Source organism: Streptococcus mitis (assembly GCF_946188685.1).
Taxonomy (GTDB): domain Bacteria; phylum Bacillota; class Bacilli; order Lactobacillales; family Streptococcaceae; genus Streptococcus; species Streptococcus mitis_CC.
On sequence record NZ_CAMHWH010000005.1, the window covers coordinates 96,202 to 117,912 of the forward strand.

Sequence of the window (21,711 nt, forward strand, 5' to 3'; positions counted from 1 at the left end):
CATTTTTAAATCTAGGTTTACTAGATTCTCTGCCACTACTTACTTATTTATTCGGAAAAAAGAGGATAAATGAAATAGTAAATAAAAAATAAGAACAGCTGATAAGCAATAAATTTTAAGCTTATCTGTCTTCTCCGCTTATCTGATAATAAATGAGATCCGCAACATGACCTTTTCTCTCTACCCCATTTGCAACAGTCTTTAGATAGAACATTCCAGCCTTCTCCATGACACGGCCTGAAGCTAGGTTGAGACTGGCATATCGAGCTTTGACTTTTTGAAATCCTGCTTGAGTAAAACAAAAGTCCAACACAGCTTTTAAGGCCTCTGTCATAAGACCACGCCCCCAATAGTTTTTTTCCTAAAACATAGCCAATTTCACAACTTAAATCTTCCTCGTGCATTTCAACGATGCTGATATCTCCTATCACTTGTTCTGGGTTTTCTTTGAGGCAAATGTCCCATTTTTAATAGTTAGGATTAGCATAGAAAGCAACCCAATTTCAAATCGAATTTCGAGTCAGCTCGACATCAGGATGCGGATCCCAGGTGACGTAGGTTAGATTCTCAGCAGACGAAGCCCAATTTTGAAACATAGCTTCTGCATCACTCTCCACAAATCTTCTCAAAATCAAACGTTCTGTCTGTAACATTTGCGTACCGATTGCTTTCATGATGTTACCTCGCTTTCTGATAAATGATTCTCTGTCCAATCGCCATTGAAACTATAGTATATCGAGATAAGCTGTAGACAAATCAACTGGGGCATTCACATTAATTTCTAAAAATACTTTAGAAGTTAATTGGTACTATTCTAGATTCAATTGATTATACTTTCTGTTAGTAGGTTTGAAGAAATAAAATCTAAATTCACTTTCTATTTATATTCAATGAAAATCAAAGAGCAAACTAGGCAACTAGCCGCAGGCTGTACTTGAGTACGACAAGGCGACGTTGACGTGGTTTGAAGAGATTTTCGAAGAGTATTACCCTTCTTTCTTGCATTGATTACTTAGATATGCTACAGTTGTGGTAGCGATTACAAAAATGAAGGAGCATGTTATGAAAAATCCAGCTTTATTAGAAGAAATTAAGACCTATCTAGGAAGGGATGAGGTTCCAGAAGACTTTGATGCTTTCTGGGATGAGGAAGTGAAAAAAGTTTCCACTCTTCCAGCCTACCAGTTGGAGGATAGAGATTTCCACATTCCTCAAGTCAAGTGCTATGAGTTAACGTTTGAAGGAACCAATGAAGGCAAGGTTTATGCACGCGTCGTTCTTCCAAAGAGTGAGGAGAAGGTTCCGATAATCTTCCATTTCCATGGTTATATGGGACGTGGCTGGGACTGGGCTGACATGCTGGCCTATACTGTGGCTGGTTATGGTGTTGTTTCCATGGATGTGCGGGGGCAGTCAGGTTATTCACAGGAAGGTTTGCGTTCTCCTCTAGGAAATACGGTTAAAGGACATATCATCCGTGGTGCTGTGGAAGGTCGGGAGCATCTCTTTTATAAGGATGTTTATTTAGACATTTACCAGTTGGTTGAAATTATTGCTAGTCTGCCTCAGGTTGATGAGAAGCGTCTTTCTAGCTATGGTGCCTCGCAAGGAGGGGCTTTAGCTCTAGTTGCAGCAGCACTCAATCCTCGGATTGAGAAAACTGTTGCCATCTATCCTTTCTTATCAGACTTCAGACGAGTGCTTGAGATTGGCAATACTAGCGAGGCTTACGACGAACTTTTCCGTTATTTCAAGTTTCACGACCCCTTCCATGAAACTGAGGAGGAAATCATGGCGACCCTTGCCTATATCGATGTGAAAAATATTGCCCATCGTATCAAGGGTGAGGTTAAGATGATTACGGGCTTGGACGATGATGTTTGCTACCCTATTACCCAGTTTGCGATTTACAACCGTCTGACCTGCGATAAGGCCTATCGCATCATGCCTGAGTATGCTCATGAAGCTATGAATGTTTTTGTCAATGACCAAGTCTACAACTGGCTCTGTGGCAGTGAGATTCCTTTTAAGTATGTAAAATAATGAATGAGAGAGCCTAGTAGCTCTCTTTTTCAGTCTTAAAAATATGATTTAAAATAGATCCCGCTCTGAAACTACTTTCAGAAACTGCTGTTCTATAAAATACTTTTGAAACTGAAATCTATTCTACCACAAAGTATTGAAAGCGCTTTAAAAATAATATATAATGAACCCATAAGAACAAAGAAAAGGAGGAAAGAGGATGCCACAGATTACTAAAGAAGCCTTGATTGCACAAATCAAAGATGGAATCATCGTTTCTTGTCAGGCCCTTCCTCACGAACCGCTCTATACAGAAGCGGGAGGAGTCATTCCCTTGCTGGTCAAAGCGGCTGAGCAAGGTGGAGCAGTCGGTATCCGAGCAAACAGTGTTCGTGATATCAAGGAAATCAAGGAGGTCACAAAACTTCCAATCATTGGGATAATTAAACGAGATTATCCACCACAAGAACCCTTCATCACTGCTACTATGAAAGAGGTTGATGAATTGGCAGAACTTGATATAGAGGTGATTGCTCTGGATTGTACCAAGCGTGAACGCTATGATGGTTTAGAGATTCAAGACTTCATTCGTCAGGTTAAGGAGAAATATCCTAACCAGCTCTTGATGGCTGATACAAGTACTTTCGAAGAAGGATTGGCAGCTGTTGAAGCAGGAATTGACTTTGTCGGAACAACTTTATCAGGATACACATCTTACAGTCCAAAAGTGGATGGTCCCGATTTTGAATTAATTAAAAAACTCTGTGATGCTGGCGTGGATGTCATTGCAGAAGGGAAAATTCATACACCAGAACAAGCCAAACAAATCCTGGGATATGGAGTGCGAGGCATCGTTGTTGGTGGCGCTATTACTAGACCAAAAGAGATCACAGAACGCTTCGTTGCTGGTCTTAAATAACACAATCTCAAAAAAAGAGGAGAGTGGTGGATGCGTCGGATAAAATGAAAACGTATACAAGTTCAATCTTACTCATTATCCAATATGGATACGCTTATCAATTAGGAGAATACAAATGAAATTTAGAAAACTAGCTTGTACAGTACTTGCGGGTGCTGCGGTTCTTGGCCTTGCTGCATGTGGTAATTCTGGCGGAAGTAAAGATGCTGGAAAATCTGGTAGCGATAGCGGAAAAACAGAAATCACTTGGTGGGCATTCCCAGTCTTCACTCAAGAAAAAACTGGTGACGGTGTTGGAACATATGAAAAATCAATCATCGAAGCGTTTGAAAAAGCAAATCCAGATGTAAAAGTGAAATTGGAAACCATCGACTTCAAGTCAGGTCCTGAAAAAATCACAACAGCTATCGAAGCAGGAACAGCTCCAGATGTACTGTTTGACGCACCAGGACGTATCATCCAATACGGTAAAAACGGTAAATTGGCTGAGCTGAACGACCTCTTCACAGACGAATTCGTCAAAGATGTTAACAATGAAAATATTGTACAAGCAAGTAAAGCTGGTGACAAAGCTTACATGTATCCAATCAGTTCTGCACCATTCTACATGGCCATGAACAAGAAAATGTTGGAAGATGCTGGAGTTGCAAACCTTGTAAAAGAAGGTTGGACTACTGATGATTTTGAAAAAGTTTTGAAAGCACTTAAAGATAAAGGCTACACACCAGGTTCATTGTTCAGTTCTGGTCAAGGGGGAGACCAAGGAACACGTGCCTTCATTGCAAACCTTTATGGAGCTTCTGTAACGGATAAAGATGTAACAAAATATACAACTGATGATCCTAAATTCGTCAAAGGTCTTGAAAAAGCAGCTAGCTGGATTAAAGACGGTTTGTTGAACAATGGTTCACAATTTGACGGTGGAGCAGATATCCAAAACTTTGCCAACGGTCAAACATCTTACACAATCCTTTGGGCACCAGCTCAAAACGGTATCCAAGCTAAACTCTTGGAAGCAAGTAAAGTAGAAGTGGTAGAAGTACCATTCCCATCAGATTCAGGTAAACCAGCTCTTGAATACCTTGTAAATGGATTTGCAGTATTCAACAATAAAGACGACAAGAAAGTCGCAGCATCTAAGAAATTCGTTCAATTCATCGCGGATGACAAAGAATGGGGTCCAAAAGACGTTGTTCGTACAGGTGCCTTCCCAGTTCGTACATCATTTGGCAAACTTTATGAAGACAAACGTATGGAAACAATCAGTGGTTGGACTAAATACTACTCACCATACTACAACACTATCAATGGTTTTGCTGAAATGAGAACACTTTGGTTCCCAATGTTGCAATCTGTATCAAATGGTGACGAAAAACCAGCGGATGCTTTGAAAGCCTTTACTGAAAAAGCTAACGAAACAATTAAAAAAGCTACAAAACAATAAGCACTAAATCAGATTGACTCCTCCCTTTTCCCTGTGCATAGTCTATGTAAGAAAAGGGAGGATTTTGTTTGAAATGTAAGGAACTGTCACGAAATTAAAATGAAGTTCTTACATAAGCGAATCTTAAAAAATTTCATTTTGATTTTAAAACAGTTCAAGAAAGTCAAAAAATTATTCTATTTGAAAGAGAGGTGCCGACTGTGAAAGTCAATAAAATTCGTATGCGGGAAACAGTGATTTCCTACGCTTTCCTAGCACCAGTATTATTCTTCTTTGTCATCTTTGTCTTGGCTCCTATGATTATGGGGTTCATTACAAGTTTCTTTAACTACTCAATGACTAAATTTGAGTTTGTAGGCTTGGACAACTATGTTCGCATGTTTAAAGACCCTGTCTTTATGAAGTCTTTGATCAATACCGTTATTCTGGTTATTGGATCTGTACCAGTTGTTGTTCTATTCTCACTCTTTGTAGCATCTCAGACCTATCATCAAAATGCCATTGCCAGATCCTTCTACCGTTTCGTCTTCTTCCTTCCTGTTGTAACAGGTAGCGTTGCCGTAACAGTTGTTTGGAAATGGATTTATGATCCACTATCAGGGATTCTAAACTTTGTCCTTAAGTCAAGCCACATCATCAGCCAGAACATTTCTTGGTTGGGAGATAAAAACTGGGCTTTGATGGCGATTATGATTATCCTTTTGACTACATCTGTTGGTCAGCCGATTATCCTTTATATCGCAGCGATGGGAAATATCGACAATTCATTGGTTGAAGCAGCTCGAGTTGACGGTGCAACTGAATTGCAAGTGTTCTGGAAGATTAAATGGCCTAGCCTTCTTCCAACAACTCTTTACATTGCAATCATTACAACAATCAACTCATTCCAGTGTTTCGCCTTGATTCAGTTGTTGACATCTGGTGGTCCAAACTACTCAACAAGTACACTGATGTACTACCTTTACGAAAAAGCCTTCCAATTGACAGAATATGGCTATGCCAACACAATTGGTGTATTCCTAGCAGTTATGATCGCTATCGTAAGCTTTGTTCAATTTAAAGTACTTGGAAACGACGTAGAATACTAAAGAAAGGAGACAGCTATGCAATCTACACAAAAGAAACCTTTAACAGCCTTCACTGTTATTTCAACTATTATCTTGCTCTTGTTGACCGTGCTGTTCATCTTTCCATTCTACTGGATTCTGACAGGTGCCTTCAAGTCACAGCCTGATACCATTATGATTCCGCCACAATGGTTCCCTAAAATGCCAACCATGGAGAACTTCCAACAACTCATGGTGCAAAACCCTGCTATGCAGTGGATGTGGAACTCTGTGTTTATCTCATTGGTAACCATGTTCTTAGTTTGTGCGACCTCTTCTTTAGCAGGTTATGTACTAGCTAAAAAACGTTTCTATGGGCAACGCATTCTATTTGCAATCTTCATTGCAGCCATGGCACTTCCAAAACAAGTTGTCCTTGTACCATTGGTACGTATCGTCAACTTCATGGGAATCCATGATACTCTTTGGGCAGTTATCCTGCCTTTGATTGGATGGCCATTCGGGGTCTTCCTCATGAAACAATTTAGTGAAAATATCCCAACAGAGTTGCTTGAATCAGCTAAAATCGATGGTTGTGGTGAGATTCGTACTTTCTGGAGCGTAGCCTTCCCAATTGTGAAACCAGGATTTGCAGCCCTTGCAATCTTTACCTTCATCAACACTTGGAACGACTACTTCATGCAGTTGGTTATGTTGACTTCACGTAACAACTTGACCATCTCACTCGGTGTTGCGACTATGCAGGCTGAAATGGCAACCAACTATGGTTTGATCATGGCGGGTGCCGCTCTTGCAGCAGTTCCAATCGTAACAGTCTTCTTAGTCTTCCAAAAATCCTTCACTCAAGGTATTACTATGGGAGCTGTCAAAGGTTAAGAAAAGTAAACTGGTGTGTCAAGATGGCGGAAGTAGTCTTGGCATACTATGGGAATACAGAGTTATAAGTGTCTACAAAATGTTGGGTATTTGCTTACCTTAGATATTTTGTTAGACACTTATCAACTTAAGAATGATTTTAGTTAACTATCAGAAACGAAGGAAACAGTATGATTTTTGATGATTTGAAAAACATCACCTTTTACAAAGGGATTCATCCCAATCTAGACAAGGCTATCGATTATCTCTACCAGCATCGTAAAGATTCTTTCGAATTAGGTAAGTATGAGATTGATGGGGACAAGGTCTTTCTAGTTGTTCAGGAAAATGTCCTCAATCAAGCTGAAAATGATCAATTTGAGCATCATAAGAACTATGCAGACTTGCATTTGCTGGTAGAAGGACATGAATATTCGAGCTACGGTTCACGTATCAAAGACGAGGCAGTAGCATTCGACGAAGCAAGTGACATTGGCTTTGTTCATTGTCATGAACATTACCCACTCTTGTTGGGTTATCACAATTTTGCGATTTTCTTCCCAGGAGAACCTCACCAGCCAAATGGCTATGCAGGTATGGAAGAGAAGGTTCGCAAATATCTCTTTAAAATTTTGATTGATTAAAAAATCAGGAGGAGCAAATATGGCACAAAAAGGAGTAAGCCTTATCAAGGCAGCATTTGATACAGATAACTTTCTCATGCGTTTTAGTGAGAAAGTCTTGGATATCGTGACAGCCAATCTTCTTTTTGTCGTTACTTGTTTGCCCATCGTGACGATTGGAGTGGCTAAAATTAGCCTCTACGAGACCATGTTTGAGATTAAGAAGAGTAGACGTGTGCCTGTCTTTAAAATCTATCTAAGAGCTTTCAAGCAAAATCTGAAACTAGGTCTTCAGCTAGGTCTGCTTGAGTTGGGCATTGTTTTGTTGAGTCTTTTAGACCTCTATATCTTTTGGGGGCAGACAGCTATGCCTTTCCAAATGGTGAAAGCTATTTGTCTAGGCATTCTTATCTTCCTCACTATCGTGATGCTTGCTAGCTATCCAATCGCTGCGCGCTATGATTTAACTTGGAAAGAAGTGTTACAAAAAGGGCTGATCTTGGCAAGTTTTAACTTTCCTTGGTTCTTCCTCATGTTAGCCATTCTTATCCTCATTGTGATGGTTCTTTATCTGTCAGCCTTCAGTCTACTTTTAGGTGGTTCAGCCTTCCTACTTTTTGGATTTGGACTATTGGTCTTTATTCAGACTGGATTGATGGAGAAAATTTTCGCAAAATACCAATAGGATGGCTTGTTTCTGAAACTACTTTCAAACCATAAACATTTCAAAATTCAGATAGAAACTAAAATCTAAGTGTACACAAAATATTGAAAGCGTTTTTCACAAGGTGTATACTAAACACGTAAAGAATAAATCCTGCTTCTAGCAGAAAAAAAGAAATCTTAGGAGAAAATCTATGTCAGATTTAAAAAAATACGAAGGTGTCATTCCAGCCTTCTACGCATGTTATGATGATCAAGGAGAAGTAAGCCCAGAACGTACTCGTGCCTTGGTTCAATACTTCATTGATAAAGGTGTTCAAGGTCTCTATGTCAATGGTTCTTCTGGTGAATGTATCTACCAAAGTGTTGAAGACCGTAAATTGATTTTGGAAGAAGTCATGGCAGTTGCCAAAGGGAAATTGACCATCATCGCTCACGTAGCTTGTAACAATACCAAAGACAGTATGGAACTGGCTCGTCATGCTGAAAGCTTAGGAGTAGATGCCATTGCAACGATTCCACCGATTTATTTCCGCTTGCCAGAATACTCAGTTGCTAAATATTGGAACGATATCAGCTCTGCAGCTCCAAATACAGACTACGTAATTTATAACATTCCTCAATTGGCAGGGGTTGCTTTGACTCCAAGTCTTTACACAGAAATGTTGAAAAATCCACGTGTTATCGGTGTTAAGAACTCTTCTATGCCAGTTCAAGATATCCAAACCTTTGTAAGCCTTGGTGGGGAAGACCACATCGTCTTTAACGGTCCAGATGAGCAGTTCTTAGGTGGTCGTCTCATGGGTGCTAAAGCTGGTATTGGTGGTACATATGGTGCTATGCCAGAACTCTTCTTGAAACTCAATCAGTTGATTGCGGACAAAGACTTGGAAACAGCGCGTGAATTGCAATACGCTATCAATGCAATCATTGGCAAATTGACTGCTGCACATGGAAATATGTATGGTGTGATTAAGGAAGTCTTGAAGATCAATGAAGGCTTGAATATTGGTTCTGTTCGTTCACCATTGACACCAGTGACTGAAGAAGATCGTCCAGTTGTAGAAGCAGCTGCAGCCTTGATTCGTGAAACCAAGGAGCGCTTCCTCTAATCCATAAGGAGGTATTTATGACACACTATGTTGCAATTGATATCGGTGGAACCAACATCAAATATGGTTTGATCGACCAAGAAGGTCAACTTGTTGAATCGCATGAAATGCCAACAGAGGCGCATAAGGGTGGTCCTCATATCTTACAAAAGACCAAAGATATCGTAGCCAGCTATTTAGAACAAGGCCCAGTAGCAGGTGTTGCTATTTCTTCAGCAGGAATGGTGGATCCTGACAAGGGTGAGATTTTCTATGCTGGGCCTCAAATTCCTAACTACGCAGGAACCCGGTTCAAGAAGGAAATCGAGACTAGCTTTAATATTCCTTGTGAAATTGAAAATGATGTCAACTGTGCGGGTCTTGCTGAGGCAGTATCTGGTTCAGGCAAGGGAGCGAGTGTCACCCTTTGCCTGACCATTGGAACAGGTATCGGTGGTTGTTTGATTATGGATGGGAAAGTCTTCCATGGTTTTAGCAACTCAGCCTGCGAAGTTGGTTATATGCATATGCAGGATGGAGCGTTCCAAGATTTGGCTTCTACCACAGCTTTAGTGAAATATGTAGCTGAAGCACATGGAGAAGATGTTGATCAGTGGAATGGCCGACGCATCTTTAAGGAAGCCACTGAAGGCAACAAGATTTGTATGGCTGGTATTGACCGTATGGTAGACTATCTAGGAAAAGGTCTGGCAAATATTTGCTACGTCGCCAATCCAGAAGTGGTCATTCTCGGTGGCGGTATCATGGGACAAGAGGCTATCCTCAAACCCAAGATCCGCACAGCCTTAAAAGATGCCTTGGTACCAAGCCTAGCTGAAAAAACACGATTAGAATTTGCTCATCACCAAAATACAGCAGGGATGTTGGGAGCTTATTATCATTTCAAAACAAAACAATCCTAGTTTGGCTCAGCCAAACTAGGATTTTCTGATCAAATCCTCTTGACTTTCTTTATAATTGTGAGATAATAAAGAAAATATATAAAGGAATTATATAAAATGGCTATAGCAAATTCAAGTAAAGTTGTGACCTTCCAAGCTAATAGAGAATTAGTAAAAGATGCCATGGAAGTGTTAAAAGAAAAAAATCTCTCTCTTTCATCAGCACTCAGATTATTTTTAAAGAATGTTGCCGTAACAAATGAAGTAGATTTACTGAGTGAAGAGGAATTAGAGAAGGAGTATTTGTTTAGACAATTACAAGCAGAAGTTCAAGAAAGTTATGCCAAGATTGAGGCTGGAAATTACTTGACAGATGAGGATGTCGTGACACGCTATGGATTATAAAAAATATCGGATTTTGTATTCTCCTAGAGTGATTGATAGTCTGGACAAAATATATCAGTATATAGCGGAGGAAATTGGTTCTGTAGAGGCTGCGAGACGAAAAGTAGCCAGTATTAGAAAAGATATTAATCGTCTAGAAATTTTCCCCCAAGCTGGATTTGATGCCGATGAAAAATTTGGTAAGAAATTAGACCCTCGCTACCAAACGCGAGGATTGACCTTGAGTAAGGATTACATCGTATTATATACAATTGTTGAGGATACCGTCAGACTTGCTTATTTACTCCCTTCAAAAAGTGATTACATGAAATTATTCAAGACCAAGTCAAGATATGACTAATTCATAATCTAGAAGAGGTATGTTTAGTGATGAATAAAAATCCTAGTTTGGCTGAGCCAAACTAGGATTTTCTTACACGTTTTTGTCGACGATAGCCGTTTAGTTTTTTATTTTCCCAGTAGCTATTAAAGATTTTTTCCTTGCTTTCGCGATTGATTTCCAAAAAGTAGGCATAAATCAAATCGATAAAGAAGAGCATAGGAAGTTGAGCGGATATTCGTTGGATGTAGGAGGTTTGGCTGTGGGTGGCTACAAGAACAGTCTCTGTATAGGCCTGACTATCTTTATTTGGAACGCTTGTAAAGAGTACAGTCTTTGCGCCCATCTCTTTTGCGTCTAATAGACTGTCTAAAATAGAAGGTGTTGTGCCAGAAAGTGAGAAGCCCAGTACGAGACAATTTTCATCCATAATGCTGGTTGTCCAAGCAAAGCCGTCTTGATCAGTCAAGGCCTCGCATACCACACCCAGACGCATGAAGCGTAATTTCATTTCACGAGCGACGAGGCCAGAACTGCCAGTTCCGAAGAAGTAGACACGATCAGCACCTTCGATTAACTGGGCGATTCGTTCTAGTTGTTTTTCGTCAATCAAGTCCTGTGTTTGTTCTCGCATATTACTGTAGCTTCTAAGAACTCGTTTTGTCAGGGGGCTGTGGTCGGGATGTTGGCTAGCTTGATTATCTGCTTGGTGTTGGTATTGGAAAATAAATTCTCGATAACCTGTAAAACCACACTTTTTAGCAAAGCGGGTCAGAGCGGCTTGAGAGATATGTAATTTTTGAGTGACCTGCTGAGAAGATAAATCATCTGCAATGGTTTCAGATTGTAAAAAATAGCGAGCGATTTCTTGCTCTAGATCTGTTAACTCTTCAAAATGAAGATCAATAATGCTTGCGATATCTTGCGGGTTCATGATACTCCTTTATTTGAGTCTAGCTATTAATCGATAATTATTTTTTGTAGCTTTTGTAAATATTATATCATATAAAATAGTTATGTTTAAATAAAAAAACCATCAGAAACTAAATTAAAAAAGCTCACTTCTTTTCCATAATTTTCTTCTCAAATTGTGGTACAATGAAGAGTGAGATTTTAAATAGAAATGAGACTGATTTGTATGAGAAAATTTGATAGCCATTCGATTCCGATTCGGCTTAATTTATTGTTTTCAATTGTTATTTTGCTTTTTATGGCCATTATTGGTCGCCTGCTTTACATGCAGGTTTTGAACAAGGATTTTTATGAGACAAAATTAGCATCGGCTAGTAAAACAAAGGTGACCACTAGTTCAGCCCGTGGACAAATCTACGATGCAACAGGGAAACCTCTCGTCGAAAACACCATCAAGCAAGTTGTATCTTTTACAAGGAACAACAAAATGACGGCTGCAGATTTAAAAGAAACAGCCAAGAAGTTGCTGGCTTATGTGGGAGTTTCTTCTCCAATATTGACTGACCGACAGTTGGCGGACTATTACCTGGCAGATCAAGATGTCTATAAAAAAGCAGTGGAAAGCTTACCACGCGAGAAGCGCCTTGATTCTGATGGCAACCAATTATCTGAGTCCGAGCTTTACAATAATACTGTTGAAAGTATCGATCCAAGTCAATTGACCTACTCTGATGACGAAAAGAAAGAAATTTACCTCTTTAGCCAACTTAATGCAGTTGAAAATTTTGCGACAGGAACCATTGCGACAGATTCCTTGACAGATACTCAGATTGCCTTGATAGCTTCGGCCTCTAAGAATTTACCTGGTATCAGTATTTCAACCTCGTGGGATCGAAAGGTCCTAGAGACTTCACTTTCGTCTATAGTAGGAAGTGTATCCAGTGAAAAAGCCGGTCTTCCAGCTGAAGAAGCAGATGCTTATATCAAAAAGGGTTATTCTCTAAACGACCGTGTTGGAACCTCTTATCTAGAAAAACAATATGAAGAAACCTTGCAAGGGAAACGCTCGGTGAAAGAAATCCATCTAGACAAGTATGGCAATATGGAAAGTGTCGAAAATATCGAAGATGGTACCAAAGGGAATAATATTAAACTGACTATTGATTTGGCCTTTCAAGATAGCGTGGACAATCTGCTTAAGAGTTACTTCAATTCCGAACTGGGAAATGGAGGAGCCAAGTATTCAGAAGGTGTGTATGCAGTCGCCCTTAACCCAAAAACAGGTGCGGTTTTGTCTATGTCAGGGCTAAAACATGACTTGAAAACGGGAGATTTAACACCTGATTCCTTGGGAACAGTAACCAATGTCTTTGTGCCGGGTTCTGTTGTCAAGGCGGCGACCATCAGCTCTGGTTGGGAGAATGGAGTCTTATCAGGGAATCAGACCTTGACAGACCAACCGATTGTCTTCCAAGGTTCAGCTCCGATTAATTCTTGGTACACTCAGGCTTACGGTTCATTCCCGATTACAGCTGTGGAAGCCTTGGAGTATTCTTCTAATGCCTATATGGTTCAAACGGCTTTGGGCATTATGGGTCAGACCTATCAACCCAATATGTTTGTTCTAACTAACAATTTAGAATCCGCCATGGGGAAACTTCGCTCGACATTTGCGGAATATGGTCTTGGAGCCTCAACAGGCATTGACCTTCCAGATGAGTCAACTGGTTTTATACCAAAAGAGTATAATTTTGCTAATTACATTACCAATGCCTTTGGTCAGTTTGATAACTACACTCCTATGCAATTGGCCCAGTACGTTGGAACCATTGCCAACAACGGTGTTCGGATTGCACCTCACATTGTCGAGGGGATTTATGGAAACAATGAACAAGGCGGCTTAGGGGACTTAATCCAATCTGTTGAAACCAAGGAAATGAATAAAATTAATATTTCTGAGTCTGATGTTTCCATCCTCCAACAAGGTTTTTATCAAGTTTCTCACGGAGGGAGTGCTTTGACAACCGGTCGTGCCTTTTCAAATGGAGCAGCAGTTTCCATTAGTGGTAAAACAGGTACTGCCGAAAGTTATGTTGAGGGTGGTCAAAAAGCTAACAATACCAATGCTGTGGCCTATGCACCATCAGATAATCCTCAAATCGCTGTAGCTGTTGTCTTCCCTCATAACACCAACCTTACAAATGGTGTCGGACCTTCCATTGCGCGCGATATTATCAACCTCTATAACCAACATCATCCAATGAATTAGAAAGGAATATATGCTTTATCCAACACCTATTGCCAAGCTGATTGACAGTTATTCTAAGTTACCGGGTATCGGGATTAAGACGGCTACCCGTCTGGCCTTCTATACTATTGGAATGTCTGATGACGATGTCAATGAATTTGCTAAAAATCTCCTTTCTGCTAAGAGAGAGCTGACCTACTGTTCCATCTGCGGTCGCCTGACTGATGACGATCCTTGCTCTATCTGTACCGATCCGACTCGTGACCAGACAACGATTTTAGTTCTCGAAGATAGTCGCGATGTGGCAGCCATGGAGAATATCCAAGAATATCATGGACTCTATCATGTCTTACATGGTCTCATTTCTCCCATGAATGGTATCAGTCCAGATGATATCAATCTCAAGAGCCTTATGACTCGTCTGATGGATAGTGAAGTTTCAGAGGTAATCGTAGCAACCAATGCCACAGCAGATGGGGAAGCGACATCCATGTATCTTTCACGTTTGCTCAAGCCAGCTGGTATCAAGGTTACGCGTCTAGCACGAGGTCTCGCTGTCGGAGCGGACATTGAGTATGCGGATGAAGTGACGCTCTTACGAGCCATTGAAAATCGAACAGAGTTGTAAGTCTAGACAAATCAACACTCAATTCATTTATACAAAAATCACGGAGACCGACAGTTGTTTTATCGGTCTCTTTTTAGATTTATTGAAGACCAGTATCAGGTTCAAGTTTCAAAAAAGAAGCAAATATGATATACTAAAGAACGAGTATTCTATTAGAATTGGAACAAATAATATGAAACAAACGATTATTCTTTTATACGGTGGACGCAGTGCAGAGCGTGAAGTCTCTGTTCTTTCAGCGGAAAGTGTCATGCGTGCGGTCAACTACGACCGTTTCACAGTCAAGACTTTCTTTATCAGTCAGTCAGGTGACTTTATCAAAACGCAGGAATTTAGTCAGACTCCAGGTCAAGAGGACCGTCTCATGACCAATGAAACCATTGATTGGGATAAGCAAGTTGTACCAAGTGCCATCTACGAAGAGGGAGCAGTGGTTTTTCCAGTACTTCACGGTCCGATGGGAGAAGATGGCTCAGTTCAAGGCTTCCTCGAAGTTTTGAAAATGCCTTATGTTGGTTGTAATATCTTGTCATCAAGCCTTGCCATGGATAAAATCACGACCAAGCGTGTCTTAGAATCTGTCGGGATTGCCCAAGTTCCTTATGTGGCCATTGTCGAAGGTGATGATATGACTGCTAAAATTGCTGAAGTTGAAGAAAAATTGACTTATCCAGTTTTCACAAAACCATCTAACATGGGTTCTAGTGTCGGTATTTCTAAGTCTGAAAACCAAGAGGAACTTCGTCAAGCCTTGAAACTTGCCTTCCAATATGACAGCCGTGTCTTGGTAGAGCAAGGGGTAAATGCTCGTGAAATCGAGGTTGGTCTCTTGGGCAACTACGATGTCAAGAGTACGCTACCAGGAGAAGTAGTCAAGGATGTTGCCTTTTATGACTACGATGCCAAGTATATTGACAACAAGATTACCATGGATATCCCAGCTAAAATCAGTGATGATGTGGTAGCTGTCATGCGTCAGAATGCAGAAACTGCCTTCCGTGCTATTGGTGGTTTAGGTCTATCTCGTTGTGATTTCTTCTATACAGATAAGGGAGAGATTTTCCTCAACGAGCTCAATACCATGCCAGGTTTCACCCAGTGGTCTATGTACCCACTACTTTGGGACAATATGGGAATCAGCTACCCAGAACTAATCGAGCGTTTGGTTGACCTTGCCAAGGAAAGTTTTGACAAGCGCGAAGTGCATTTGCTATAAAATGAAAGAGAGGGTAGGAGCCAGAACCATCACTGAAAGGTGACTAGAGTTCTCGAGCTTCGACCCTTTTTAAAGGAGTAGAAATGAAATTAACAATCCATGAAGTGGCTCAAGTTGTAGGAGCTAAAAATGATATCAGCATCTTTGAGGACACCCAGTTAGAAAAATCTGAGTTTGATAGTCGTTTGATTGCGACAGGGGACTTGTTTGTGCCCCTCAAGGGAGCGCGTGATGGTCACGACTTTATCGAAACAGCTTTTGAAAATGGCGCTACTGCAACCCTGTCTGAGAAAGAGGTCGCAAATCATCCTTACATTCTAGTAGACGATGTGTTGACTGCCTTTCAACAACTAGCTGCCTACTATCTTGAGAAAACGGCTGTTGATGTCTTTGCAGTTACAGGTTCAAATGGCAAGACGACGACCAAGGATATGTTGGCGCATTTACTATCAACAACCTACAAAACCTACAAAACACAAGGAAACTACAATAACGAGATTGGCCTTCCCTACACCGTTCTCCATATGCCTGAAGGAACAGAAAAGTTGGTCTTGGAGATGGGGCAGGATCACTTGGGAGATATTCATCTCTTGTCAGAATTGGCTCATCCAAAGACAGCTATCGTTACCTTGGTGGGGGAAGCTCATTTGGCCTTTTTCAAAGACCGTTCAGAGATTGCAAAAGGAAAAATGCAAATTGCTGATGGTATGGCATCGGGTTCTTTGCTTTTGGCACCGGCTGACTCTATTGTAGAGGACTACTTGCCAACAGATAAAAAGGTAGTCCGTTTTGGGCAAGGAGCAGAGTTGGAAATTACAGATTTGATTGAGCGCAAGGATAGTCTGACCTTTAAGGCTAATTTCTTGGAACAAGCCCTTGATTTACCAGTGACTGGTAAGTATAATGCCACCAATGCCATGATTGCGTCCTATGTTGCCCTACAAGAAGGAGTGATTGAGGATCAGATTCGTCAGGCTTTTCGAGATCTTGAATTGACGCGTAACCGTACCGAGTGGAAGAAAGCAACCAATGGAGCAGATATCCTGTCAGATGTTTACAATGCCAATCCAACTGCTATGAAGCTGATTTTAGAGACTTTCTCTGCCATTCCAGCCAATGAAGGTGGCAAGAAAATTGCAGTGTTGGCGGATATGAAGGAGCTTGGGGACCAGTCTATTCAGCTTCATAATCAGATGATTTTGAGCCTTTCTCCAGATGTGCTTGATACCGTTATTTTCTATGGAGAAGACATTGCTGAATTAGCCCAATTGGCCAGTCAAATGTTCCCAATTGGCCACGTTTACTACTTCAAGAAAACAGAAGACCAAGACCAATTTGAAGACCTAGTCAAGCAGGTCAAAGAAAGCCTTGGAGTCAATGACCAAATCCTACTCAAAGGCTCTAACTCTATGAATCTAGCTAAGTTGGTAGAAAGTTTAGAAAATGAAGACAAGTGATTTTGCTAAGTATCTTCAAAGAATGATTGCTCTTACAGATACTGGACTAACCTTTACAAAGGATCCTTTTGACCGTGAGCGCTACGAAGACTTGCGAAGTCTGTTATCTGAAATGTTGAATCAGGTATCAGACCTTGATGCAGACGAAGTGGCAGAAGTCTTGAAACCAACTTCAGCTTATGCGACTCCCTTAATGGACGTCCGTGCTTGGATTGTTGAGGATGAGAAGATTTGTCTGGTTAGGGGACAAGGAGAGGATAGTTGGGCTTTGCCAGGTGGCTTTGGTGAAGTCGGCTATTCTCCAACTGAAAATATTCTCAAGGAAATTGAAGAAGAAACCGGTTTTAAAGCCAAAGTTGAAAGACTGCTAGCTGTTTTTGATACCAATCGTTTCCAACTACAGAGCAAACAATATGCAAAGTTTGTTTTTGAATGTAAGCTTCTCGATGGACAATTCCAAGAAAATCAAGAAATCGCTGCCCTTCAATTTTTTGCAATTGACCAACTGCCGAATTTATCTGAAAAACGCATTACCAAGGAGCAAATCGAGATTCTTTGGCAGGTTTATCAAGGTCAGAGGGAGCAATATCTTGATTAAGAAGATGATTATCGTATTTCTAAATCCATTTTTGACCAATAGCATGGTATAATAAAATGCAGGAAAATTTTGAATCATGAGGAAGACTAGATGAATTTATGGGATATTTTCTTTACGACCCAAGCAACAGAGCCACCCAAATTTGACCTTTTTTGGTATGTCAGTATATTTACACTCTTGGCTTTGACCTTTTATACAGCCTATCGTTATCGTGAAAAGAAGGTTTGCCAACGATTTTTCCAAATCTTGCAGGCTGTTCAGTTGATCCTCCTTTATGGTTGGTACTGGGTCAATCATATGCCGTTGTCAGAAAGCCTACCTTTTTACCATTGCCGTATGGCTATGTTTGTGGTGCTCTTGCTTCCTGGTCAGTCCAAATATAAGCAATACTTTGCATTATTGGGGACATTTGGGACACTAGCAGCCTTTGTTTATCCAGTGCCAGATGCCTATCCTTTCCCACATATTGCGATTTTATCTTTTATCTTTGGTCACTTAGCTCTCTTGGGGAACTCTCTAGTTTATCTATTGAGACAGTATAATGCGCGATTGCTGGATGTGAAGGGAATTTTTCTCATGACCTTTGCACTAAATGCCTTGATTTTTGTGGTTAATTTAGTAACAGGTGGAGATTACGGATTCTTGACAAAACCACCATTGGTTGGAGACCATGGCTTAGTAGCTAATTATTTAATCGTTTCCCTAGCCTTATCAGCAGCGATTACGTTAACAAAGAAAATCTTGGAACTATTTTTAGAACAAGAAGCAGAAAAAATGATTGCAAAGAAAGCTTGATTTTAAGCTTTCTTTTTTTCATAAATCTGATTTTTTATAGCTTGTTTGGAAAATAAAAAAATCTAAGGAACGAATGTGAAAAAATGGTAAGTAAATTTAGGAAAAACTAAGCACGATTGGATTTTTTGTGTTATAATATTCTGTGAATAGCTATGCCCTATTTTAGCTATTTTGAATAGAAGTTTGAAACTTGGAAGAGAGAGGATGCGATGTAATGGCTAGAGATGGTTTTTTTACAGGCTTAGATATCGGAACTAATTCGATTAAAGTATTGGTTGCCGAACTTAGAAATGGTGAACTTAATGTAATTGGTGTAAGTAATGCCAAGAGTAAAGGTGTAAAGGATGGGATTATCGTTGATATTGAAGCAGCAGCAGCAGCTATCAAGTCAGCTATTTCCCAAGCAGAAGAGAAAGCTGGCATTTCAATCAAATCAGTGAATGTTGGTTTGCCTGGAAATCTTTTGCAGGTAGAACCAACTCAAGGAATGATTCCAGTTACATCTGATACAAAAGAAATTACAGATCAAGATGTCGAAAATGTTGTTAAATCAGCTTTGACAAAGAGTATGACACCAGATCGTGAAGTCATTACGTTTATTCCAGAAGAATTTATCGTAGATGGCTTCCAAGGTATTCGTGACCCGCGTGGCATGATGGGGGTTCGTCTTGAAATGCGTGGTTTGCTTTACACAGGTCCACGTACTATTCTTCACAATTTACGCAAGACAGTTGAGCGCTCAGGTGTTCAAGTTGAAAATATTATTATTTCACCATTGGCTTTGGTTCGTTCAGTCTTGAACGAAGGAGAGCGTGAATTTGGAGCTACTGTGATTGATATGGGAGCAGGTCAAACAACTGTTGCTACAATCCGTAACCAAGAACTCCAGTTTACAAATATTCTTCAAGAAGGTGGAGATTATGTCACAAAAGATATCTCTAAGGTTTTGAAGACTTCACAAAAACTAGCTGAAGGATTGAAATTGAACTATGGTGAAGCCTACCCTTCACTTGCAAGCAATGAAACCTTCCAAGTTGAAGTAATTGGTGAAGTAGAGCCTGTAGAAGTTACAGAAAGCTACCTAGCAGAGATTATTTCAGCCCGCATTAAGCACATTTTTGAACAAATCAAACAAGAGTTGGAAAGAAGACATTTGTTGGATCTTCCAGGTGGGATTGTTCTGATTGGTGGAAATGCTATTTTACCAGGTGTTGTAGAACTTGCACAGGAAGTTTTTGGCGTTGGTGTCAAACTTTACGTTCCAAATCAAGTTGGAATCCGTAATCCTGCCTTCGCTCATGTGATTAGCTTGTCTGAATTTGCAGGTCAATTGACTGAAGTGCATTTATTGGCACAAAGAGCAGTCAAGGGTGAGGATACTTTGCGTCACCAACCTATTAATTTTGGTGGGATGATTCAACGCGTTACGCAAGTAGCACAACCTACCCCTATTCAACCAGTTCAAAATACTGAGGTAGAGCAATCAGCTTCTACGAACGTAGTTGCTCCGAAAGAAGATAAAGTATCTTCTCAAAATAAACCAAAAATCGCAGATCGTTTCCGTGGCTTAATCGGAAGTATGTTTGATGAATAAAAGAGGAAAAATAAACTATGACATTTTCATTTGATACAGCAGCAGCTCAGGGTGCAGTTATTAAAGTAATCGGTGTTGGTGGAGGTGGCGGAAACGCCATTAACCGCATGGTTGACGAAGGTGTTGCAGGCGTAGAATTTATCGCAGCAAACACAGATGTACAAGCTTTGAGTAGTACAAAAGCTGAGACTGTAATTCAGTTAGGCCCTAAATTGACTCGTGGTTTGGGTGCTGGCGGTCGACCTGAAGTTGGTCAAAAGGCAGCTGAAGAAAGCGAAGAAGCCTTGACTCAAGCTATTACTGGAGCAGATATGGTCTTCATTACTGCAGGTATGGGAGGTGGCTCTGGTACTGGTGCAGCTCCTGTTATTGCCCGCATTGCTAAAGATTTAGGTGCTCTTACAGTTGGTGTTGTGACACGTCCTTTCGGTTTTGAAGGAAGCAAACGTGGTCAGTACGCTGTAGAAGGAATCAATCAGCTTCGCGAACATGTAGATACTTTATTGATTATTTCAAACAACAACTTGCTTGAAATTGTTGATAAGAAAACTCCACTTCTTGAAGCTCTTAGCGAAGCAGATAACGTGCTTCGCCAAGGTGTTCAAGGAATTACGGACTTGATTACAAATCCTGGTTTGATTAACCTTGACTTTGCCGATGTGAAAACAGTTATGGCAAATAAAGGGAACGCCCTAATGGGTATCGGTATCGGTAGTGGTGAAGAACGTGTGGTAGAAGCAGCTCGTAAGGCAATCTACTCACCACTTCTTGAAACAACTATTGACGGTGCTGAGGATGTTATCGTCAACGTTACTGGTGGTCTCGACTTGACTTTGATTGAGGCAGAAGAAGCTTCAGAAATCGTCAACCAAGCAGCTGGTCAAGGAGTAAACATCTGGCTCGGAACATCTATCGATGAAAACATGAAAGATGAAATTCGTGTTACAGTTGTGGCAACTGGTGTTCGCCAAGATCGTGTTGAAAAAGTTGTGGGCCATGCACCAAGACAAGCAGTTCGTCATGAACAAGCAAGTCCTAGTTATGCACACAATCATAATCGTCAGTTTGATATGGCTGAAACTGCAGAAATTCCAAGTCCAGCACCTCGCCGTACAGAAACTTCTCAAACTTCAGCATTTGGTGATTGGGACTTGCGTCGTGAGACAATTGTTCGTCCGACTGATTCAGTTGTATCACCAGTTGAACGTTTCGAAGCACCATCTTTACACGATGAGGATGAATTAGACACTCCTCCATTTTTCAAAAATCGTTAAGTAAATGAATTTGAAAGAAAATACAGAACGTGTTTTTCAACAAATAAAAGATGCAAGTCAGCAGTCAGGAAGAGAAGCTAATTCTGTTTCGGTTGTTGCTGTTACAAAATATGTAGACGTACCGACAGCGGAGGCTTTGCTTCCGCTAGGTGTGCATCATATTGGTGAAAATCGTGTGGATAAATTTCTTGAGAAATATGAAGCTTTAAAAGATAGAAATATTACCTGGCATTTGATTGGAACCTTGCAAAGACGCAAGGTCAAAGATGTCATTCAGTATGTTGATTATTTCCACGCTTTGGATTCATTAAAGCTAGCAGAGGAAATTCAAAAAAGAAGTGACCGAGTTGTTAAGTGTTTCTTACAAGTAAATATCTCAAGGGAAGAGAGCAAACATGGTTTTTCAAGGGAAGAACTATTAGAGCTCTTGCCAGAATTGGCCACCTTAGATAAAATTGAATATGTCGGCTTGATGACCATGGCTCCTTTTGAAGCTAGTAGTGATGAGTTGAAAGAAATTTTTAAAGCTACTCAGGATTTGCAACTAGAAATTAGAGAAAAACAAATTCCCAATATGCCAATGACGGACTTGAGTATGGGTATGAGTCGTGACTACAAGGAAGCGATTGAATTTGGCTCAACATTTGTCAGAATTGGTACAGCATTTTTTAAATAGGAA

Annotated in this window: 21 protein-coding genes and 1 pseudogene; 20 read left to right on the forward strand and 2 right to left on the reverse strand. The window is 40.4% G+C overall.

Annotated features, from left to right (window positions below; all coding sequences use genetic code 11):
- Positions 1-121: 121 nt before the first annotated feature.
- Positions 122-674: pseudogene (locus N8N51_RS06295) on the reverse strand (GNAT family N-acetyltransferase).
- A gap of 388 nt (positions 675-1,062) precedes the next feature.
- Between N8N51_RS06295 and N8N51_RS06300 the strand changes: the two are divergent.
- The 11 genes from N8N51_RS06300 (at position 1,063) to N8N51_RS06350 (ending at position 10,331) form a co-directional block, all read left to right on the forward strand.
- Positions 1,063-2,043 carry an acetylxylan esterase gene (locus N8N51_RS06300; RefSeq protein WP_261051888.1) on the forward strand — a complete coding sequence of 327 codons (981 nt, stop codon included), beginning with the start codon at positions 1,063-1,065 and terminating at the stop codon, positions 2,041-2,043.
- Between the two features lie 199 nt (positions 2,044-2,242).
- A complete protein-coding gene (locus N8N51_RS06305) occupies positions 2,243-2,941 on the forward strand; it encodes an N-acetylmannosamine-6-phosphate 2-epimerase (RefSeq protein WP_049487328.1) in 699 nt (232 codons plus the stop codon).
- A gap of 115 nt (positions 2,942-3,056) precedes the next feature.
- On the forward strand, positions 3,057-4,385 hold the full coding sequence (locus tag N8N51_RS06310; RefSeq protein ID WP_070482935.1) for an ABC transporter substrate-binding protein: 1,329 nt from the start codon (positions 3,057-3,059) through the stop codon (positions 4,383-4,385).
- Positions 4,386-4,606: 221 nt separating this feature from the next.
- A complete protein-coding gene (locus tag N8N51_RS06315; RefSeq protein ID WP_153198773.1) occupies positions 4,607-5,473 on the forward strand; it encodes a carbohydrate ABC transporter permease in 867 nt (288 codons plus the stop codon).
- 15 nt (positions 5,474-5,488) lie between these two features.
- Positions 5,489-6,328: a carbohydrate ABC transporter permease gene (locus N8N51_RS06320; RefSeq protein WP_001192119.1), complete on the forward strand. Its 840-nt coding sequence runs from the start codon at positions 5,489-5,491 to the stop codon at positions 6,326-6,328.
- A gap of 170 nt (positions 6,329-6,498) precedes the next feature.
- Positions 6,499-6,951, forward strand: coding sequence for a NanQ anomerase/TabA/YiaL family protein (locus tag N8N51_RS06325; protein ID WP_000575448.1), 453 nt, complete (start codon positions 6,499-6,501; stop codon positions 6,949-6,951).
- A 19-nt stretch (positions 6,952-6,970) separates the two neighbouring features.
- On the forward strand, positions 6,971-7,615 hold the full coding sequence (locus tag N8N51_RS06330; protein ID WP_261103822.1) for a YesL family protein: 645 nt from the start codon (positions 6,971-6,973) through the stop codon (positions 7,613-7,615).
- A gap of 172 nt (positions 7,616-7,787) precedes the next feature.
- Positions 7,788-8,705, forward strand: a complete 918-nt coding sequence (locus tag N8N51_RS06335) for a dihydrodipicolinate synthase family protein (protein WP_001281495.1) — start codon at positions 7,788-7,790, stop codon at positions 8,703-8,705.
- A gap of 17 nt (positions 8,706-8,722) precedes the next feature.
- Positions 8,723-9,607: an ROK family protein gene (locus N8N51_RS06340; protein WP_261103823.1), complete on the forward strand. Its 885-nt coding sequence runs from the start codon at positions 8,723-8,725 to the stop codon at positions 9,605-9,607.
- Positions 9,608-9,703: 96 nt separating this feature from the next.
- Positions 9,704-9,991 (forward strand): type II toxin-antitoxin system RelB/ParD family antitoxin, encoded by a 288-nt coding sequence (gene relB, locus N8N51_RS06345; protein ID WP_261103824.1) that lies wholly within the window; start codon positions 9,704-9,706, stop codon positions 9,989-9,991.
- Complete coding sequence (locus N8N51_RS06350; protein ID WP_000384864.1) at positions 9,981-10,331, forward strand: type II toxin-antitoxin system RelE/ParE family toxin; 351 nt, start codon at positions 9,981-9,983, stop codon at positions 10,329-10,331. Before relB ends, N8N51_RS06350 begins: the two co-directional genes overlap by 11 nt.
- A gap of 61 nt (positions 10,332-10,392) precedes the next feature.
- Here N8N51_RS06350 and N8N51_RS06355 read toward each other — a convergent pair whose 3' ends face one another.
- Positions 10,393-11,244, reverse strand: coding sequence for a MurR/RpiR family transcriptional regulator (locus N8N51_RS06355; protein WP_261023754.1), 852 nt, complete (start codon positions 11,242-11,244; stop codon positions 10,393-10,395).
- A 189-nt stretch (positions 11,245-11,433) separates the two neighbouring features.
- Between N8N51_RS06355 and pbp2b the strand changes: the two genes are divergently transcribed.
- From pbp2b to N8N51_RS06400, 9 genes are all read left to right on the forward strand, one after another.
- Entirely contained in the window at positions 11,434-13,491 is a 2,058-nt protein-coding gene (pbp2b, locus tag N8N51_RS06360; protein WP_261103826.1) for a penicillin-binding protein PBP2B, read from the forward strand.
- A gap of 10 nt (positions 13,492-13,501) precedes the next feature.
- Positions 13,502-14,098, forward strand: a complete 597-nt coding sequence (gene recR / locus N8N51_RS06365) for a recombination mediator RecR (RefSeq protein WP_000966754.1) — start codon at positions 13,502-13,504, stop codon at positions 14,096-14,098.
- A 172-nt stretch (positions 14,099-14,270) separates the two neighbouring features.
- Complete coding sequence (locus N8N51_RS06370; RefSeq protein ID WP_261103828.1) at positions 14,271-15,314, forward strand: D-alanine--D-alanine ligase; 1,044 nt, start codon at positions 14,271-14,273, stop codon at positions 15,312-15,314.
- Positions 15,315-15,397: 83 nt separating this feature from the next.
- Positions 15,398-16,771, forward strand: a complete 1,374-nt coding sequence (locus tag N8N51_RS06375; RefSeq protein WP_261103829.1) for a UDP-N-acetylmuramoyl-tripeptide--D-alanyl-D-alanine ligase — start codon at positions 15,398-15,400, stop codon at positions 16,769-16,771.
- The gene (locus N8N51_RS06380) at positions 16,758-17,369 is read left to right on the forward strand and encodes an NUDIX hydrolase N-terminal domain-containing protein (RefSeq protein WP_261103830.1); all 612 of its coding nucleotides are present in this window, start codon (positions 16,758-16,760) and stop codon (positions 17,367-17,369) included. Before N8N51_RS06375 ends, N8N51_RS06380 begins: the two co-directional genes overlap by 14 nt.
- A gap of 90 nt (positions 17,370-17,459) precedes the next feature.
- Positions 17,460-18,164, forward strand: a complete 705-nt coding sequence (locus tag N8N51_RS06385; protein ID WP_261103831.1) for a YwaF family protein — start codon at positions 17,460-17,462, stop codon at positions 18,162-18,164.
- A gap of 214 nt (positions 18,165-18,378) precedes the next feature.
- A complete protein-coding gene (gene ftsA / locus N8N51_RS06390) occupies positions 18,379-19,758 on the forward strand; it encodes a cell division protein FtsA (protein ID WP_261096424.1) in 1,380 nt (459 codons plus the stop codon).
- 17 nt (positions 19,759-19,775) lie between these two features.
- Entirely contained in the window at positions 19,776-21,032 is a 1,257-nt protein-coding gene (gene ftsZ / locus N8N51_RS06395; protein ID WP_247952701.1) for a cell division protein FtsZ, read from the forward strand.
- 4 nt (positions 21,033-21,036) lie between these two features.
- Positions 21,037-21,708 (forward strand): YggS family pyridoxal phosphate-dependent enzyme, encoded by a 672-nt coding sequence (locus tag N8N51_RS06400; protein WP_004261850.1) that lies wholly within the window; start codon positions 21,037-21,039, stop codon positions 21,706-21,708.
- Positions 21,709-21,711: the final 3 nt, after the last annotated feature.

Coding starts and splice junctions, on each gene's coding strand:
- N8N51_RS06310 (WP_070482935.1), top strand. CDS start 3,057: ATGAAATTTAGAAAACTAGCTTGTACAGTACTTGCGGGTGCTGCGGTT.
- N8N51_RS06330 (WP_261103822.1), top strand. CDS start 6,971: ATGGCACAAAAAGGAGTAAGCCTTATCAAGGCAGCATTTGATACAGAT.
- N8N51_RS06385 (WP_261103831.1), top strand. CDS start 17,460: ATGAATTTATGGGATATTTTCTTTACGACCCAAGCAACAGAGCCACCC.
- N8N51_RS06320 (WP_001192119.1), top strand. CDS start 5,489: ATGCAATCTACACAAAAGAAACCTTTAACAGCCTTCACTGTTATTTCA.
- N8N51_RS06375 (WP_261103829.1), top strand. CDS start 15,398: ATGAAATTAACAATCCATGAAGTGGCTCAAGTTGTAGGAGCTAAAAAT.
- N8N51_RS06400 (WP_004261850.1), top strand. CDS start 21,037: ATGAATTTGAAAGAAAATACAGAACGTGTTTTTCAACAAATAAAAGAT.
- N8N51_RS06340 (WP_261103823.1), top strand. CDS start 8,723: ATGACACACTATGTTGCAATTGATATCGGTGGAACCAACATCAAATAT.
- recR (WP_000966754.1), top strand. CDS start 13,502: ATGCTTTATCCAACACCTATTGCCAAGCTGATTGACAGTTATTCTAAG.
- pbp2b (WP_261103826.1), top strand. CDS start 11,434: ATGAGACTGATTTGTATGAGAAAATTTGATAGCCATTCGATTCCGATT.
- N8N51_RS06380 (WP_261103830.1), top strand. CDS start 16,758: ATGAAGACAAGTGATTTTGCTAAGTATCTTCAAAGAATGATTGCTCTT.
- ftsZ (WP_247952701.1), top strand. CDS start 19,776: ATGACATTTTCATTTGATACAGCAGCAGCTCAGGGTGCAGTTATTAAA.
- N8N51_RS06325 (WP_000575448.1), top strand. CDS start 6,499: ATGATTTTTGATGATTTGAAAAACATCACCTTTTACAAAGGGATTCAT.
- N8N51_RS06335 (WP_001281495.1), top strand. CDS start 7,788: ATGTCAGATTTAAAAAAATACGAAGGTGTCATTCCAGCCTTCTACGCA.
- N8N51_RS06350 (WP_000384864.1), top strand. CDS start 9,981: ATGGATTATAAAAAATATCGGATTTTGTATTCTCCTAGAGTGATTGAT.
- N8N51_RS06370 (WP_261103828.1), top strand. CDS start 14,271: ATGAAACAAACGATTATTCTTTTATACGGTGGACGCAGTGCAGAGCGT.
- ftsA (WP_261096424.1), top strand. CDS start 18,379: ATGGCTAGAGATGGTTTTTTTACAGGCTTAGATATCGGAACTAATTCG.
- N8N51_RS06300 (WP_261051888.1), top strand. CDS start 1,063: ATGAAAAATCCAGCTTTATTAGAAGAAATTAAGACCTATCTAGGAAGG.
- relB (WP_261103824.1), top strand. CDS start 9,704: ATGGCTATAGCAAATTCAAGTAAAGTTGTGACCTTCCAAGCTAATAGA.
- N8N51_RS06355 (WP_261023754.1), bottom strand. CDS start 11,244: ATGAACCCGCAAGATATCGCAAGCATTATTGATCTTCATTTTGAAGAG.
- N8N51_RS06305 (WP_049487328.1), top strand. CDS start 2,243: ATGCCACAGATTACTAAAGAAGCCTTGATTGCACAAATCAAAGATGGA.
- N8N51_RS06315 (WP_153198773.1), top strand. CDS start 4,607: ATGCGGGAAACAGTGATTTCCTACGCTTTCCTAGCACCAGTATTATTC.